Raw genomic sequence first — 15,221 nt, 5'->3', positions numbered from 1 at the left:
ATGCATACTTATTATCATACCCATCGAATTGACCATATAGGTTTTAAAGATCACATTCTCCGTCATGAACAGGCGATGCCTGCCCCAAACTGGAGAATTCAAATGACCACACTGATTACCGGCGCAACCGGCCAGCTCGGCACCCTCGTTGTGAAACACATGCTTGATCGCCTTCCGGCCAGCGAAATTGCGGTAAGTGTCCGCACCCCGGCCAAGGCCGAAAATCTTGCCGCACTTGGCGTTGATGTTCGGCATGGTGATTTTGATGACCTCGCCCTGATGACCACTGCCTTCAAGGGCATCGAAACCGCCCTGATCATTTCAGCAGAAGCCGACAATGCAACCCGCATCGCCCAGCACCGCACAGCGGTTGATGCCGCCAAAGCCGCGGGCGTCATACATCTGGTTTACACCAGTATCATTGACCCGCGTGCTGATGCCGATTTCACCTATTCCGCCATTCACCTTGATACCGAAAATTACATCAAGGAAAGCGGCCTGAACTACACCTTCCTGCGCAACAGTTTCTATGCCGACCTTCTGCTTGCCGGTGTTCCCCATGCACTCGAAACCGGGGCTTATGGCGCACCGGCGGGCGATGCCAAAATCACCTATATCCCGCGCAATGATTTGGCCGAGGCCGCCGCAGTGGTTCTTGCCAATCCCAACAACCACATCAATGCGACCTATGACCTGACCGGTGCGAAAGCCGTGACCCATACCGAAATTGCCAGCTACATCGCCAAGGCGACTGGCAAGGACATTACCTTTGCCGACCTGCCGGGGGACGTCCACGTCGGGATCCTTAACAGCATCGGCCTTCCCGGCCATCTGGTCGAAGCCCTTGCCGGTCTTTATGTTGGCGCGAAAAAGGGCGATTACGAAACCGTCAGTGATGATTTCGAAACGCTGGTTGGCCGCAAGCCGCAATCTGTCGAAGATTTCATTTGCAAGGCGCTTGCGGCCTGAAGACTCCCCCTGCCCCGAACAAAAAACAGCCGCCCCGCATTCCGGGCGGCTGTTCTTGTTTCCAACACGCACAACAGATCAGCGCCAAAAAAAATGGACCCCAAACGGGGCCCGGCAAGTTTCAGGGAGGCATCGGAACAAGGGGCAATTCCGGTGATCTCGTCGCCCTGCTTTACGGTGCAAAACTCAGCAACGTCGAGACGAAAAGCACGGCGGTCGATGTGATCGAAAAGACAACATATTTGACAATCATGTTCAGGATCCTTTGCTGGCGGGGGTGACAGACAAGACAGCACCGGGGACGTGCCACCTTGCCTGCCGGGAGACGAATGTTTTCCGCCGGAATTTCCTGTCCGCTTCGCGACACGGAACATGGCGGTCAGGCATCAAAGCCCAAGATCGGACAATCCGGGATGATCATCGGGACGGCGTCCTTGCGGCCAATGGAACAATCGTTCCTGTTCCGTGATCGGTTTGTCATTGATCGATGCAACGCGATGACGCATCAGGCCATCTTCATCAAATTCCCAATTCTCGTTGCCATAGGCACGGAACCAGTTGCCGCTGTCATCGCGATATTCATAGGCAAAGCGCACGGCGATCCGGTTTTCATGAAACGCCCACAGCTCCTTGATCAGGCGGTATTCCATCTCTCTGGCCCATTTACGGGTCAGAAAAGCGACAATGTTTTCACGACCGGCAAACATTTCCGAACGGTTTCGCCACTGGCTGTCTGGCGTGTAGGCCAGGGAAACCTTTTGCGGATCACGGCTGTTCCAGCCGTCTTCCGCCAGGCGGACTTTCTGTTTGGCGGTCTCGATATTAAAGGGAGGAAGCGGCGGCCGTGACATCGATCTTGTCCTTTGGTGCTGGTTTGAAAAAGGAACCCCGGTCGGTTCGGAGCGATATGCGGAGGGGGGACCACCGACCGGGGCTTTGCCGGAAGCAGGCCTGCCCTTAGGCGGCAGATGCCGTCACGACCGGGAAATCAATCGGCGTATCGAACGCCTCGTTCAGGTAATTGGTCAGGGTATTCAGCGCGACATGTGCCACGATCTCGACCAGTTCGGCCTCGCTAAATCCGGCTTCCTTGACAGCCGAAACATCAGCAGCGGAAACCTGGCCACGGTTATGAACCAGTGCCACGGCAAAGCGCACGGCGGCATTGGCCTTCGGGTCGGTCGACGCCCCGTTGCGATTGGCGGCAATTTCCGCATCGTCAAGTTTCGCAAGGTTCTTGCCAAGATAGGTATGCGCCGACAGGCAATAGTCACAGCCATTAAGCTGGGCAACCGCAAGGGCGATGCGTTCACGGGTCTGGGGATCAAGCGCGCCTTTGGCCAAGGCACCGTTAAGACCAAGATAGCCTTCAAGTGCTGCCGGGCTGTTGGCCGTCAAACGAAACAGGTTCGGCACCGATCCAAGCAGTTTGTTCACGCCTTCAAGAAGCGGTTGGGCATTTGCCGGTGCGGCATCAATGGATGCAGGAAGCGTAATTCGGGTCATGGACTTTCTCCTTAAAGATTTTGCGTCATCAGCTGATGACCGATATATACAGACAAGTCTGTCTATTTGTCAAATATTTTTTGGACCGGTCGTTCTGAAACGTGCAATGCTTGCATTTCTGCGCCCTTCGCGGCACAAGAAGACAGACCGGTCTGACTATTGGAGAAGAAAATTGAGATCAAAACGCGACGATCTGATCGATACGGCGCTGCGCCTGTTCTACACACAGGGCTTCAACGCCACCGGCATTGACAAGATTCTTGCCGAGTCCGGCGTCGCCAAAATGACGATGTACAAACATTTCAAATCAAAGGACGAACTGATTGTTGCCGCCCTTGAACGTCGCGATGAACAGTTCAGGGACTGGCTGACCGGTGAAATGGAAAAGGCATCGTCCGAACCGCGCGCCAAATTGCTTGCCATGTATGATGCGCTTGAAATCTGGTTTACCGGGCGCGCCTTCAAGGGACTCGGTTTTGCCGGCTGTGCGTTTATCAATGCATCGGGCGAATTTTCAAAACTCGACCACCCTGCCCACCGCATTGCCGCCGATCACAAGAAAAAGATCCTCGACTATCTTGTCGAACTTTGCAGCGCGGCGGGTGCAACTGATCCGGTCGGACTTGCCGAACAGCTTGCCCTGCTTAAGGAAGGGGCGATTGTAACCGCACAGGTACGCGGCCTGTCTGATGCGGCCCAGATTGCCAAATCAATTGCCACCGGCCTTCTGGATGCGACCATACCGGCATAAGGCAGCCTGTTGCCTTGATCCGTGCGGCCAACAAAAACCCAACAAAAAACGGAGCCATCCGGCTCCGTCTTTTTGATCGGCAATGCGTAAGTCGTCAGGCGTCAAGATCGACCAGAACGACTTCTCCGTTTTTCAGCTTGAGACCAAGCTGACCGTGTTTGAGACGCAAGGCATATTGCCCGAACAATTCGCGACGCCAGCCATGCATGGCCGGAACATCGGCATTGTCGTCTGCGGCAATATTTTGCAAATCATCGCCGGATGCCACCAGTCGCTGGGCCACACCCTTTTCCTCGGCGCACAGCTTGAGCAACACCTTGAGAAGCTCGACCGTCGGGCCGATGCCGGCTGGCAATTCAATGCGCTGTTTTGGTTTGGGCCACTGATCCTGCGGCAAGGCCAAAGCCGCCTTGATTGCCTCGATGATTGCCTGACCGGGCTTGGAGCTTCCGAAATTGCGGCCAACACCGCGGGTCTTGTCCAAGTCCGCTTCGGTCATTGGCTGACGCGCGGCGATATCGAGCAACGTGTCATCACGCAAAATGCGATTGCGCGGCAGGTTCTTGCGCTGGGCCTCGGTCTCGCGCCATTCGCCAAGCGCGCGGGCAACGGCCAGAAACTTCGGGCTGTTTGACCGGGTCTTGAGACGCAACCAGGCATCTGCCGGATCAATCGAATAGATCGACGGATCGGTCAGACGTTCCATTTCTTCGAAAAGCCAGACCGCCCGGCCATTGGCCTCAAGCCGTTCGTGGAAATCTTCATAGATCACACGCAGATGCGTCACATCCGAAAGCGCATAATTGATCTGTTTCGAAGATAACGGACGACGTGACCAGTCGGTGAACCGCATGGATTTGTCGATGCTTTTGCGCGCGACCTTGTTGACCAGTGTCTCGTATCCGACCTGGTCACCATAGCCAAGCACCATGGCCGCCACCTGGGTATCAAACACCGGATGGGGCACCTTGCCCGACAAATGCACGAAAATTTCGATATCCTGACGGGCCGCGTGAAACACCTTGATCACGCTTTCATCCTGCATCAGCTCAAACAGCGGCGACAGGTCAATGCCTTCGGCAAGCGGGTCAACCGCCGCACCGTTGTCCGAATGTTCCGGACTCGCAAGCTGCACAAGACACAGTTGCGGCCAATATGTCGAGTCCCGCATGAATTCGGTATCGACTGTAACGTAATCGAACTTGCGCAAGCTATCGCACAAGCTTCGCAGTTCTTCTGTAGTTGTAATAGGTTCCATGTCGATTGCTATAACATTGCCCGGAACAATTCGCCAGTGGCTTAGACGCAGGTCAGACCACCGCATGGACGGAATGGCTGATCGCCAAAAGCCCCGCCCTAGATGATTTCATCTTCATCAAGCAGCGGATCGGATTGCAGGTGGGTTTCGATGGCGTCCATGCGTTCCTGGACTTCTGCCGGGCGTTTGATTGATGCGACATGAAACAGCGCATCGCCCTGATTGACGATCGGCAAATTGGTTCGCCCGATAATCAGGCCATCCTCGCGCGCCAGGACTTCTTCGTCGGTTTGCCCGAACGGATCGGCCACCGCTGCGACAACATCACCGGCATGCACGAATTCGCCTGCCAGCTTGAAGGTCCGCAAAATCCCGCCAACCGGCGCACGCAGCCAGTGACTGTTGGACGATTTGAACGATGGCACGCGCGGTGTCCGCACGGTGCGTTCCGATGTCATGCCAAGTTTGCGCATCACACGCAGCACACCTGACACACCAGCCCGGATCGACATTTCATCAAAACGAAGCCCCTCGCCTGCTTCATACAGCAGGATCGGCACCCCGATTTCACGCGCGGCCTGGCGCAGTGATCCTTCACGCAGCGGACTGGTCAGAATGATCGGCGCGCCAAAGGCCTCGGCATATTCCATGATTTGCGGGTCGTCTTCATTGACCCTGATCTGGGGCAAGTTAACGCGGTTAACAGCGGCCGAATGCAAATCAATCCCGAAATCGGACCGTTCGACAATTTCATGCAGGAAAAGATGCGCAAGCTGCGCGGCAAGCGATCCGCGCGCATGGCCCGGGAAACTGCGGTTAAGATCGCGACGGTCCGGCAGATATCGGGTGTGGTTCAAAAACCCGAATGCATTGACCAGCGGCACGGCAAGCAACGTGCCGCGCATCCCCTTCAATGCAGGGGATTTCAAGACACGGCGGATCACTTCGACCCCGACAATCTCGTCACCATGCACAGCCCCGCTGACAAACAGAACCGGCCCCGGCCGTTTGCCATGCACGACATTGACGGTCAGATTGACCGGCGTGTGGTTGGACAGAAGCGAGATCGGAATATCGACAATCTTGCGCGTCCCCGGAGCAACCTTTTTCCCGCCAATTTCAAAATCAGGTGTTTTGGGGGCCTTGGGAGTTTTTTCTTTTCCCTTGGTCGATCCGGTTTCGCTCATGCCGTTATCCTTTGCCTTTGGTTCGGACTTTTCCCGGACGGTAATCTTTTTCAAGGAATTCGATAATCATCCCGGCGATATCCTTGCCGGTTGCGCCTTCGATGCCTTCAAGCCCCGGCGATGAATTGACTTCCATCACAACCGGCCCGTGGTTGGAGCGCAAAATATCGACACCACAAACATTTAGCCCCATTGCCTTGGCGGCTTCAACTGCCGTTGCACGTTCCTGGGGGGTAATACGGACCGAACGGGCCGATCCACCGCGATGGATGTTTGACCGGAAATCGCCTTCGGCACCTTTGCGTTCCATGCTGGCGATTACCTTGCCGCCGATCACGAAACAGCGGATGTCGGTATTGCCGGCTTCCTTGATGAATTCCTGAACCATGATGTCGACGCTGGCGCCACGGAATGCCTCGATAACCGATTTGGCGGATTTCTCGGTTTCACCCAGAACCACGCCAATGCCCTGGGTTCCTTCCAGAAGCTTGATCACCACAGGCGCGCCACCCACGATCTGCAAAACCTCGTCGGTTTTCTTCGGATCATGGGCAAAGGCCGTCACCGGAAGGCCGACACCGCGACGCGACAGAATCTGAAGCGACCGCAACTTGTCACGCGAACGACCGATCGCAACCGACTCATTAAGTGGATATACCCCCATCATTTCGAACTGGCGCAATACCGCCAGTCCGAATGACGTCACCGACACACCGATACGCGGAATGACTGCGTCATAGCCCAGAAGTTTCTTGCCGCCGTAATAGATTTCCGGCTTGAGCGAGGTAATGTTCATCGTCACCCGCAAGGTGTTGATGATTTCAATCTCGTGCCCACGCGCTTCGGCAGCCTCGACCAACCGTTTGTGGGAGTAAAGATTTGGGTTACGCGCAAGCATCGCGATTTTCATAAAATGAACTCCCGTGGTCGGTCACAATGGCCGTGCAGACGATCAGATGTCGCATGCCCGGTCTTGGAATATTGTCAGAAAGAAAAAACGATCCTGTCGGGAATTTGTTCCGCCACATGATCGTTCTTCTGCGCATCTAACTCTGTTCGGGCTTCCCTGCAAGATAAGATTTCGATGGTTGCACCAAAAATCTTCCTGCCTTCATCGCTGTACGCCCCAAAAGCATGGGAAACCCCATGATTGACCGGTTGGCAAGCGACACTTCAACTTTCAATCTGTGATGCCCGACAACGATATGGGTCGATACAATGAACCGTTCTTCGGCATTTCCGTTCGAAGAACGAATCTCGCGAAGCTCGACCAGCGGAGCCAGGCATTGAATGCGTCCATGCCCGTCTCCGCGATAATGGGGCAACACGAACTGGACGTAATCCTGCCCGTCCCGGGTTACCTGTTTGGGATTAAGTGCATGAAGCGACGATGTCCGCGCCCCTGTATCAACCTTGGCCTTGATCAGCGGAACGTCAAGATCAGGAAGTCCGATCCATTCACGCCAGCCAAGAACATGTCCCCCCGCCACCAGGGCATCGGTATGGGATTTGAATGACGGTTTTGCTTTAAGTCGTTGTGGGCTCACATGCACAATCCGGTAATTGAAAGTGCCTTGAATATAGCCTGCAAAAGGCTGATCGGCCTATGATTTTAACAGTGCGGGCGAAATTAGTCGGCGCGATCGGTTCCCGATGCCACCTGCATTTCTTCCATCACGCTACGCACAAGTGGCAAGGTCACCGCCCGCTTTTCGGCAAGGGCACGACGATCAATCGCCGCCACCAGATCGGTCAGTGCGACAAAGGATCGCTCGATCCGGGGCAAAATATAGCTCACGGTTTGCGGCCCGGCCTGAATTTGTCGATCGGCAAACAGTTTAAGAAGAAGACCAACCATCAAATCGTCATCTGGCGGGGAAATTTCGCAGACCAGGGCTGCACCAAGACGGGATTTGAGATCGGGCAGCCCGACATTCCAGCGTGCCGGCGGCTGTGTCGCGGTAAGCAACAAATGCCCGTCCCGTTCCTTGAGCATGTTATAAAGATGGAAACAGGCGGTTTCATCAATGCCGCCATCGGCATCTTCGATCACAAGCCCCCTGGCATCACCCAGCAGCGCGTCGGGATCGCAACCGGCAAGATCGATTGCGGCAACACTCAGTGCAGCAGACCGGGCGCGCCAGACCTCAGCCAGATGGCTTTTGCCACAGCCCCTGGGCCCATAAAGACACAATGCCGGCACCGGCCATTTCGGCCACAGATCAATCCAGGCCACCGCATCACGGTTGCATTGCGCAACCATGAAATCATCGCGCCCCAAAGCCGGACGCAATTCAAGTGCAAGGGGCAATTGCTGCGGGCCGACATCGGGCGCGACACTGTCGCGCTCGGCCGCAAGTTCTGCCTCGGGCACCGGTTTGTCCGTGTGATGGGCCGGATTGTGTTTCGCCGGGGTCACTGTGGTCTCAATTCTCGCCGTCTTCGATCGCATCACCACGCGGGTGATCCGGTCCATGATCATATAAACGACTACTGAGATACTGCCTTAAACCGTAACGCACAAGTACGCCGATCACCGCAGCCACCGGAACGGCCAGCATCACACCAAGCAACCCGAAAACCGCACCACCGGCCAGCAAGGCAAACATCACCCAGACCGCATGCAGCCCGACCTTGTCACCGACAAGCTTCGGCGTCAGGAAATTGCCTTCAAGAATCTGGCCGATCCCGAACACCAGCGCCACCAGACCAAGATCAAGACCGAACCCGAACTGGGCAATCGCCACCCCCATGCCAACCGCAAATCCGGCGATCATCCCGAAATAGGGCACAAAGGAAACAAGACCGGTCATCAACCCGATGACAAAGCCGAATTCAAGCCCGACCAGCGTCAGGCCAAGCCCGTAAAACAGGCCCAGCAATACACAAACCGATGCCTGCCCGCGCACAAAGCCCGCCAGCGTGTCATCAATTTCACGCGCGCACTGGCGGATATCGGTGGCGGAATGCCGGGGCAGATAACTGTCGACCTTGGCAACAATCTTGTCCCAGTCCCGCAGCAAATAGAATGACACAACCGGTGTGATGAACAGCAAACTGATAAAGTTCAAAAGCGCCAGCCCGCCCGACAGCACATTGGTCAGCACATTGCCGATCCATTTCAGCGCATTGGCGCTTTGTCCCTTGACCGCATCAGACACACTTTGCAGGGTCTCGGGGGCCACCCGGTCCAGCACATGCTGAAGATAGGGCGCAACATTGGTGCGCAACGCATCGACATAGCCCGGCAACCGTTCCAGGAACCCGGCAAGCTGGCTTCCGATCATCGGAACAATCAGCAGCAGCACCAGAATGAAAACCAGGAAAAACAGCACCGTGATGATGCTGGTCGCGACCGTGCGGCTGGCGCCGCGCGCCTCAAGCTTGTCTGCCAGCGGATCCAGGAAATAGGCAATCGCCATCCCGGCAACAAACGGCAGAAGGATGCTTGAAAACAGCCACACCAGAAAGAAGAATCCGACAATGAAAATAAGCCAGAAACGTGCCTGTTGCCGTAATGTCATGTCCGGGTTCCCCTTTGTTGCCAGACTCCCGAAGGACGCCGATAAGACGCCCGAACCGGCCACTGACGATCAATATCGCGGACCGCCAATTCGCAGACAGTCATTATCGCGGACTGGCCGGTGTCACGGGTTTATGACCTAGCCGCCGATCGACAAGCCCTGCAAGCGGTCCGATCCGGTCGGCTGGATGAACCACAATTCCCCCATCCGCGTCAGGTTCAGGTTCTGCTGATTAAGTGCAGTCTGAAGCTGACTGGTTGACCCGACAAAGTCGAGTGACAGTTGCACTTCACGGCGCGACATCGCGACAACGCGCGAATTGCGCACCACCGGAAGACCGATCAGCTTGTCTTCGATCTTGGCCCAGTCCTGAAGCCCGGTAATCGGAATAAACACCATCAGGCTGCCGCCCGTGCTGTAATTGATCAGGTTGGCGCGTTTCCAGCCATCGGCAAGCTGATCCTGAACCGCCTTGGCCGCACGGACCAGCGTTTCATTAAGCGTCTCGTCAGGCAGCGTGTTTTCCTGAACACCAAATACCTGCGGGCCGCTATTGGGATCATAGCGGGTGACCGTCACATCAACGGTTTCCGCCCCCGTCGCCCCACTGACATCGGCACTGGCAACAACGGCAACATCCGCACCATAGCGTTTGGCCAATGCCGCCAGACGTTCCATTGATCCGTTTTCGGCCTGTTCGGCGGAAACGGTCCCGATATCGGTCAGATCACCAATCGGTGCCTTGATCGGCACCAGACCCGATGTGGCAACATTGCGTGCCCAGACATCGCGCCACGGGTTGGGATCATCCCACAAGGTGACATAGCCCGATGTCCGGTAAACCGGCACAATCATCACCGGCTTGGATTGCAGTTCGGCAAAGGAAATGTCGCGGAACCGCAAAAAGCGCCGCAACTCGTCATCCTTGAACCGCACGGTCATGTCCGCGATATAGCGAACCGATGACGTCTTTTCATTCGACACGCCGAAATCGCGCACCATATTGGTGATTTCCGAGCCCGCCGGCATCTGCAATCCGGCGCGATCTTCCGGCAGGGTCAAACGCGCAATCACTTCTTCGAATGCCTTGCGCTGGCCGATCTCGAGCGCCTTTTCACGGGCGGCGGCGGCTGTTTCCGCACTTTCATCAACGTGAACACCGGTCACGGTGAAAATGTCCTGCGCAAAAGCCGGAAAAGCCATCAGCGCAGAAACCGTAACAGCGCCAGCCAACATCTTGATGTTTTTCAATGAAGTAAGCACGTATGCCTCGTTGCCCTAATCGTGTCTTGTCGAATTATTTTGCAATCGCCCTTGTGGCATGTTGCACGCATTCTGGAAAGAAAACTCTGTCATGCGCAGGTGATCATTGCATATTGTCCGCGTTTGAGTATTTTCGCCCCAGCGGAAATTATCAAGCCCGCGTTTTTTATCAGTAGGACTGGCGGACATTCCTGCAACTGATTAAAGGCGTCAGTAAGGCGGATTGGTCAAACAGCAGCATATTTGCTGCGGCCCGGCCCGCAAATGCCCAGTGAACGTCGCTTGGAAGTCGGTACGTATTGATGAAAAACGCGGGTTGCCCCGCTGTTTTTTCATGCATGCGCGAAGCCAAGGATCACCAAAATGACCGCCTCCAATGGCCTTACCTATAAGGACTCCGGTGTCGATATTGATGCCGGAAATGCCCTTGTCGATCGAATCAAACCGCTTGCAAAAGCAACCTCGCGGTCCGGTGTTTCCGGCGGGCTTGGCGGTTTTGGTGCCCTTTTTGACCTCAAAGCCGCCGGCTACAACGATCCGGTTCTGGTTTCCTGCACCGATGGTGTCGGCACCAAGCTTAAAGTCGCCTTCCTCGCCGACAAACATGACACGGTTGGCATCGATCTGGTCGCCATGAGCGTCAATGACCTGGTCGTTCAGGGTGCCGAGCCGCTTCTGTTCCTTGATTACTTTGCAACCGGCAAACTGTCGGTCGACAATGCCGCCGATGTGGTTGCCGGCATTGCCGAGGGCTGCAAACAGGCTGGCTGTGCGCTGATTGGCGGGGAAACCGCCGAAATGCCGGGCATGTATTCGGATGGCGAATATGACCTTGCCGGTTTTGCCGTCGGTGCGGCCGAACGTGGTGAACTTCTTGATGGCAGCAACGTGGCCGAGGGCGACGTGATCCTTGGTCTGGCATCAAGCGGTGTTCATTCCAACGGTTATTCGCTGGTCCGCAAGGTTGTCGACAAGGCAGGCCTTGGCTATTCCGACGAAGCCCCGTTCGCTCCGGGCAAAACCGTTGGCGAAGCCCTGCTTGAACCGACCAAAATTTATGTCAAAAGCTGCCTCGCAGCGCACAAGGCCGGCATGGTCAAGGCCCTTGCCCACATTACCGGTGGCGGCCTGACTGAAAACGTTCCGCGTGTTCTTCCCGAAAACCTGACCGCTGTCTTTGATGCCAGCACCTGGGAATTCCTGCCGATCTTCAAATGGCTCGCAGCCGAGGGCGGCATTCCGGCCGTCGAAATGGCGCGGACCTTTAACTGCGGCATTGGCATGTGCGTCGTGGTTCCGGCTGACAAGGCTGATGCGGCCGAAGCATTGCTGCGTGAACATGGTGAAACCGTCAGTCAGATCGGTGTTATCGGCCCGCGCGCCGGTGATGGCCCGCAGGTCGTCATCAAGAACATGGGCCCTGCATGGGAAAAGTAAGCAAATTGAAACTCGCCGTTCTGGTCTCAGGCGGCGGGTCCAACCTGCAAGCCATCATTGATGCCTGCAATACGCCCGACTACCCGGCCGAAATCGTTCTGGTTTTCTCAAACAAGCTTGATGCAGGCGGGCTGGAACGCGGGCGCAAGGCCGGTATCCGGTCCGAGGCCATCTCGCACAAAGGCTATCCGGGCGGACGCGAAGCCTATGACACCGCCGTCAGTGCCCTGATCGAAGAAAGCGGTGCGGATCTTGTGGTTCTGGCAGGATACCTGCGACTGGTCAGTGAAAGCTTTGTCACCCGCTGGAAAGACAAGCTGATCAATATTCACCCGTCTCTTTTGCCAAGTTTCAAGGGATTGCATGTGCATCAGGCAGCCCTGGATGCCGGGGTCAAATTTGCCGGTTGCACCGTGCATTATGTCGTCCCCGAAGTCGATAGCGGCCCGATCATTGCCCAGGCCGTTGTCCCGGTCCTTCCGGGGGACGATGCCGGCAAACTGGCCCAGCGTATCCTCAAACAGGAACACCGCATCTATCCGCAGGTCATCCGCTGGATCGCCGAAGGCCGCGTTTCGGTTGATGACAAAGGCATCGTAACGGTTGCCGATGCCAAACCCGCCGAGTTTGCTGAAATCAATCCGGCGGTTGAACCGGCTTGAAAGAACCTTTGGCGCAGATTGCGCAGGCTGATTTAAGGGCGGCTTGATCCGCCCTTTTTTCATGGCAGCATCTTGCGCCCGACCGGTTTCAGACCAGATTACGCAAACGGTTTTCCATCCGTTTCCCCTGGTCCAAAGGCCCATCATGAACAAAACCATCCGCAACATCGTCCTTGGCGTCATGCTTGCAACCTTTATCGTGCCAATCGGTCTGGCGATCACCGAAAGCCACGCCCAGAACGCAAACTGGCGCGCAACCAAATGCGCACTTTATCAAACCCATCGGGATGATATCCGGGCACAAATGCCCGCAAACGCCACCAGCACTGCCTTTGACGATCAGGAAGACGAATTTGTCGCATCGGGCTGCACGGCACGCGCCTATGTCTGCCCGCAAAACCGGGCCGAACTCGAATATGCCAATCTGATGTCTGTCGTGATGATGAACGAAGGGGCCACCGGGTCGTTTCTGCCCTTTGCCTGCAAGGAAACCGGCAGATAGGACGCAGATAGGACGATGTGATCCTGTCCACACCCTTGGCCAAAGGGATGATATCCCCGGTTAATCTTACCCTTGCCCGCGCTCTACCTTGCGGATATACATTGGAAAAATCCCAAAACCCAGGAGGTAGATTTGCAGGGTAACGATTACGAACTGACCGAAACCCATGTTGCCATCTATGAAGGCTTCACCAGCTTTGTCAAATGGTCGACCATTTCGGTTATTGCCATTCTGATCCTGATGGCGATCTTCCTGCTGTGATCTGCCAAATGGCAGAACCGGAAATGTAAAAAGCTGCCGTTGACCGGCAGCTTTTTTTGTTTGTTAAGGCGCTTAAATCGTATCGGTGTCATAGGTGATGACGTCAAATCCCTCTGCCGCAATTGGTGGCTGAAACGCCGCACAGATTTGATGGAACTGAGCATCACTGGCAGCAAATTGATGTTCACCCGCCTGATTGCGGGCGTGCAGGCGCTGTTTGCAGATGTCTTCTTCCAGATCAAGGAAGTGCAATTTGTGCCCTGCCCCGACCTCTTCATAAATGCCGCGCATCCAGCCACGTAACGCGCGCGTGTTGGCCGGGAAATCCAGCACGACCGAAAGACCTGATAACAGCAACATGCTGACATGCGGCCCCATGACGTCACGCAGTTTTCGCGACGCACGGACATAATCCGACACTGTGTGCATCTGATCGCCAAACAGAACGGATAACCATTCATCTTCGGCAATCAGAACCGTTCCCGGTTTGCGCGCCAGTTCGGCGGCAAGAGTCGATTTCCCCGATGCAATTTTCCCGCATAACATATGCAGCACCGGTTGCCCTACCAATCCATGGGCCAAGGCATGGGCCATGGCATGGTCCGGTGACCTTCGATCCTGATCTGATGTGGATAATGACATTGCGATCTCCCTGTCGGAAAAGCCGGGAGACAGACACAAAAAACCCGCCTCACGCGGCGGGTGGTTTCATTTGGTCAAAATGTCACACCCCCGCCATCCTGTGAATGGCGGTAAAAATTCGTGCAGAACTGGTTACGACATTTTCCATGGCCTGATCATGGCATGGTCACCCAATGCTGTCCAGCACGCTGCGTCGCACAAAAAGACACAAACACAAAACTTATTCACCCATAGGTTAAATATCGGTAAGATCAATCTGTTGTCCTGATATGGATCCGGACCGCACCGGATGCAAAGGGCGATCCGAACGCCCGCAGCACCACAACCCTGAAATCCGAAACAATCGGACCCGCAATTGGGGAGGAAACAATGCAAGGAAGCGACTACGACGTCGAACTGGTCAAAATCCACGAAGCAGGCTGGCACCATTGGACCAAGTTCGTTTTGTGGAGCATTATCTCCATCTCTGTTTTGCTGCTGTTAATGGCAGCTTTCCTGATCGATTAACCGCGCCGTTCTGTCACACAGACACAAAAAAACGCCCCGCAATCTGCGGGGCGTTTTGATGCCGGATGAACCGGAATTCTGTATTCTAAGCTTAGCCGACGATTTCGGTCTGAGCGAAGAAGTAAGCAATTTCGATTGCAGCGTTTTCGAGCGAGTCCGAACCATGGACCGAGTTCGCTTCGATGGATTCTGCAAACTGCTTACGGATGGTGCCTTCCTCGGCGTTTGCCGGGTTGGTTGCACCCATAACTTCGCGGTAGGTCGCGACAGCGTTTTCGCCTTCCAGAACCTGGACGACGACCGGGCCGGAGACCATGAAGTCTACCAGTTCACCGAAGAACGAACGTTCTTTGTGAACTGCATAGAAACCTTCAGCCTGAGCGCGGGTCAGAGCGACGCGCTTCTGTGCGACAATGCGCAGGCCAGCTTCTTCGATGACGGCGTTGATTTTGCCGGTCAGGTTGCGGCGCGTTGCGTCCGGCTTGATGATCGAAAGAGTGCGTTCGACAGCCATTGGTTTCACCTAGCTACTTTAAAAATTTCGTTACCCCCCAAGAGGGCTTCCAAAAGGGCCTGCGGAACATAAAGGAGCCATACATAAGCACTCCCTTATCATCCACAGACCCAAAGGTTGGCGCTATATAAACGGGGTTGAAGCGCAACGCAACAGATAGTTCTGCCCGCGCAATACAGACTTGCAGTAGCTGCATTGACCTCAAAACCATCACGAAAATGCGCAAAAACGCATAAAA

General features: G+C 55.4%; 18 protein-coding genes. 7 read left to right on the top strand and 11 right to left on the bottom strand.

The genetic code is table 11. The features are described from left to right. Positions 1 to 102: 102 nt before the first annotated feature. On the top strand, positions 103 to 969 hold the full coding sequence (locus tag M9H61_RS01220; RefSeq protein ID WP_250282905.1) for an SDR family oxidoreductase: 867 nt from the start codon (positions 103 to 105) through the stop codon (positions 967 to 969). A 386-nt stretch (positions 970 to 1,355) separates the two neighbouring features. On the opposite strand, the gene M9H61_RS01215 is transcribed toward M9H61_RS01220, so the two are convergent. Next, positions 1,356 to 1,820 (bottom strand): DUF1348 family protein, encoded by a 465-nt coding sequence (locus M9H61_RS01215; protein WP_114112656.1) that lies wholly within the window; start codon positions 1,818 to 1,820, stop codon positions 1,356 to 1,358. 106 nt (positions 1,821 to 1,926) lie between these two features. After that, positions 1,927 to 2,475, bottom strand: coding sequence for a carboxymuconolactone decarboxylase family protein (locus M9H61_RS01210; RefSeq protein ID WP_228195829.1), 549 nt, complete (start codon positions 2,473 to 2,475; stop codon positions 1,927 to 1,929). Between the two features lie 172 nt (positions 2,476 to 2,647). Here M9H61_RS01210 and M9H61_RS01205 point away from each other — a divergent pair, with 172 nt between their 5' ends. Next, entirely contained in the window at positions 2,648 to 3,226 is a 579-nt protein-coding gene (locus M9H61_RS01205) for a TetR/AcrR family transcriptional regulator (protein ID WP_206927282.1), read from the top strand. Positions 3,227 to 3,320: 94 nt separating this feature from the next. Here the strand turns inward: M9H61_RS01205 and rnd are convergent, their stop codons facing one another. The 7 genes from rnd to M9H61_RS01170 form a co-directional block, all read right to left on the bottom strand. Further along, positions 3,321 to 4,484, bottom strand: a complete 1,164-nt coding sequence (gene rnd, locus M9H61_RS01200) for a ribonuclease D (protein ID WP_068518208.1) — start codon at positions 4,482 to 4,484, stop codon at positions 3,321 to 3,323. A gap of 98 nt (positions 4,485 to 4,582) precedes the next feature. Next, positions 4,583 to 5,671 carry a succinylglutamate desuccinylase/aspartoacylase family protein gene (locus M9H61_RS01195; protein ID WP_170310300.1) on the bottom strand — a complete coding sequence of 363 codons (1,089 nt, stop codon included), beginning with the start codon at positions 5,669 to 5,671 and terminating at the stop codon, positions 4,583 to 4,585. A 4-nt stretch (positions 5,672 to 5,675) separates the two neighbouring features. Beyond that, positions 5,676 to 6,581, bottom strand: a complete 906-nt coding sequence (gene rimK, locus M9H61_RS01190; protein WP_068518209.1) for a 30S ribosomal protein S6--L-glutamate ligase — start codon at positions 6,579 to 6,581, stop codon at positions 5,676 to 5,678. Positions 6,582 to 6,717: 136 nt separating this feature from the next. Further along, positions 6,718 to 7,218 carry a RimK/LysX family protein gene (locus M9H61_RS01185; protein WP_068518210.1) on the bottom strand — a complete coding sequence of 167 codons (501 nt, stop codon included), beginning with the start codon at positions 7,216 to 7,218 and terminating at the stop codon, positions 6,718 to 6,720. Positions 7,219 to 7,301: 83 nt separating this feature from the next. Further along, on the bottom strand, positions 7,302 to 8,090 hold the full coding sequence (locus tag M9H61_RS01180) for a DnaA ATPase domain-containing protein (RefSeq protein ID WP_318271641.1): 789 nt from the start codon (positions 8,088 to 8,090) through the stop codon (positions 7,302 to 7,304). Between the two features lie 7 nt (positions 8,091 to 8,097). Beyond that, complete coding sequence (locus M9H61_RS01175) at positions 8,098 to 9,195, bottom strand: AI-2E family transporter (protein WP_114112728.1); 1,098 nt, start codon at positions 9,193 to 9,195, stop codon at positions 8,098 to 8,100. 138 nt (positions 9,196 to 9,333) lie between these two features. Further along, positions 9,334 to 10,458: a DUF2066 domain-containing protein gene (locus M9H61_RS01170; protein ID WP_228195827.1), complete on the bottom strand. Its 1,125-nt coding sequence runs from the start codon at positions 10,456 to 10,458 to the stop codon at positions 9,334 to 9,336. A 363-nt stretch (positions 10,459 to 10,821) separates the two neighbouring features. On the opposite strand from M9H61_RS01170, the gene purM reads away from it, so the two are divergent. From purM to M9H61_RS01150, 4 genes are all read left to right on the top strand, one after another. Next, entirely contained in the window at positions 10,822 to 11,895 is a 1,074-nt protein-coding gene (gene purM / locus M9H61_RS01165) for a phosphoribosylformylglycinamidine cyclo-ligase (RefSeq protein WP_250282904.1), read from the top strand. Further along, positions 11,883 to 12,557 carry a phosphoribosylglycinamide formyltransferase gene (purN, locus tag M9H61_RS01160; RefSeq protein ID WP_250282892.1) on the top strand — a complete coding sequence of 225 codons (675 nt, stop codon included), beginning with the start codon at positions 11,883 to 11,885 and terminating at the stop codon, positions 12,555 to 12,557. The genes purM and purN overlap by 13 nt, the downstream gene beginning before the upstream one ends. A gap of 145 nt (positions 12,558 to 12,702) precedes the next feature. Next, positions 12,703 to 13,059: a hypothetical protein gene (locus tag M9H61_RS01155; protein WP_250282891.1), complete on the top strand. Its 357-nt coding sequence runs from the start codon at positions 12,703 to 12,705 to the stop codon at positions 13,057 to 13,059. 132 nt (positions 13,060 to 13,191) lie between these two features. Next, positions 13,192 to 13,320 carry an aa3-type cytochrome c oxidase subunit IV gene (locus M9H61_RS01150; protein ID WP_101247983.1) on the top strand — a complete coding sequence of 43 codons (129 nt, stop codon included), beginning with the start codon at positions 13,192 to 13,194 and terminating at the stop codon, positions 13,318 to 13,320. Positions 13,321 to 13,392: 72 nt separating this feature from the next. Here the strand turns inward: M9H61_RS01150 and M9H61_RS01145 are convergent, their stop codons facing one another. Then, positions 13,393 to 13,962, bottom strand: coding sequence for an ATP-binding protein (locus tag M9H61_RS01145; RefSeq protein WP_250282889.1), 570 nt, complete (start codon positions 13,960 to 13,962; stop codon positions 13,393 to 13,395). 369 nt (positions 13,963 to 14,331) lie between these two features. On the opposite strand from M9H61_RS01145, the gene M9H61_RS01140 reads away from it, so the two are divergent. After that, positions 14,332 to 14,469 (top strand): hypothetical protein, encoded by a 138-nt coding sequence (locus tag M9H61_RS01140; RefSeq protein ID WP_156480846.1) that lies wholly within the window; start codon positions 14,332 to 14,334, stop codon positions 14,467 to 14,469. Between the two features lie 91 nt (positions 14,470 to 14,560). Here M9H61_RS01140 and ndk read toward each other — a convergent pair whose 3' ends face one another. Beyond that, positions 14,561 to 14,983, bottom strand: a complete 423-nt coding sequence (ndk, locus tag M9H61_RS01135; protein WP_068518216.1) for a nucleoside-diphosphate kinase — start codon at positions 14,981 to 14,983, stop codon at positions 14,561 to 14,563. Between the last annotated feature and the right edge of the window lie 238 nt (positions 14,984 to 15,221).

The organism is Thalassospira sp. GO-4 (assembly GCF_023588965.1).
Taxonomy (GTDB): domain Bacteria; phylum Pseudomonadota; class Alphaproteobacteria; order Rhodospirillales; family Thalassospiraceae; genus Thalassospira; species Thalassospira povalilytica.
This window is presented reverse-complemented; position numbering and strand designations above follow the sequence as displayed.

Excerpts from the sequence above, each read along its gene's own strand:
- M9H61_RS01220 (WP_250282905.1), top strand. The coding sequence starts at position 103 with ATGACCACACTGATTACCGGCGCAACCGGCCAGCTCGGCACCCTCGTT.
- M9H61_RS01215 (WP_114112656.1), bottom strand. The coding sequence starts at position 1,820 with ATGTCACGGCCGCCGCTTCCTCCCTTTAATATCGAGACCGCCAAACAG.
- M9H61_RS01210 (WP_228195829.1), bottom strand. The coding sequence starts at position 2,475 with ATGACCCGAATTACGCTTCCTGCATCCATTGATGCCGCACCGGCAAAT.
- rnd (WP_068518208.1), bottom strand. The coding sequence starts at position 4,484 with ATGGAACCTATTACAACTACAGAAGAACTGCGAAGCTTGTGCGATAGC.
- M9H61_RS01195 (WP_170310300.1), bottom strand. The coding sequence starts at position 5,671 with ATGAGCGAAACCGGATCGACCAAGGGAAAAGAAAAAACTCCCAAGGCC.
- rimK (WP_068518209.1), bottom strand. The coding sequence starts at position 6,581 with ATGAAAATCGCGATGCTTGCGCGTAACCCAAATCTTTACTCCCACAAA.
- M9H61_RS01175 (WP_114112728.1), bottom strand. The coding sequence starts at position 9,195 with ATGACATTACGGCAACAGGCACGTTTCTGGCTTATTTTCATTGTCGGA.
- purM (WP_250282904.1), top strand. The coding sequence starts at position 10,822 with ATGACCGCCTCCAATGGCCTTACCTATAAGGACTCCGGTGTCGATATT.
- purN (WP_250282892.1), top strand. The coding sequence starts at position 11,883 with ATGGGAAAAGTAAGCAAATTGAAACTCGCCGTTCTGGTCTCAGGCGGC.
- M9H61_RS01155 (WP_250282891.1), top strand. The coding sequence starts at position 12,703 with ATGAACAAAACCATCCGCAACATCGTCCTTGGCGTCATGCTTGCAACC.
- M9H61_RS01145 (WP_250282889.1), bottom strand. The coding sequence starts at position 13,962 with ATGTCATTATCCACATCAGATCAGGATCGAAGGTCACCGGACCATGCC.
- M9H61_RS01140 (WP_156480846.1), top strand. The coding sequence starts at position 14,332 with ATGCAAGGAAGCGACTACGACGTCGAACTGGTCAAAATCCACGAAGCA.
- ndk (WP_068518216.1), bottom strand. The coding sequence starts at position 14,983 with ATGGCTGTCGAACGCACTCTTTCGATCATCAAGCCGGACGCAACGCGC.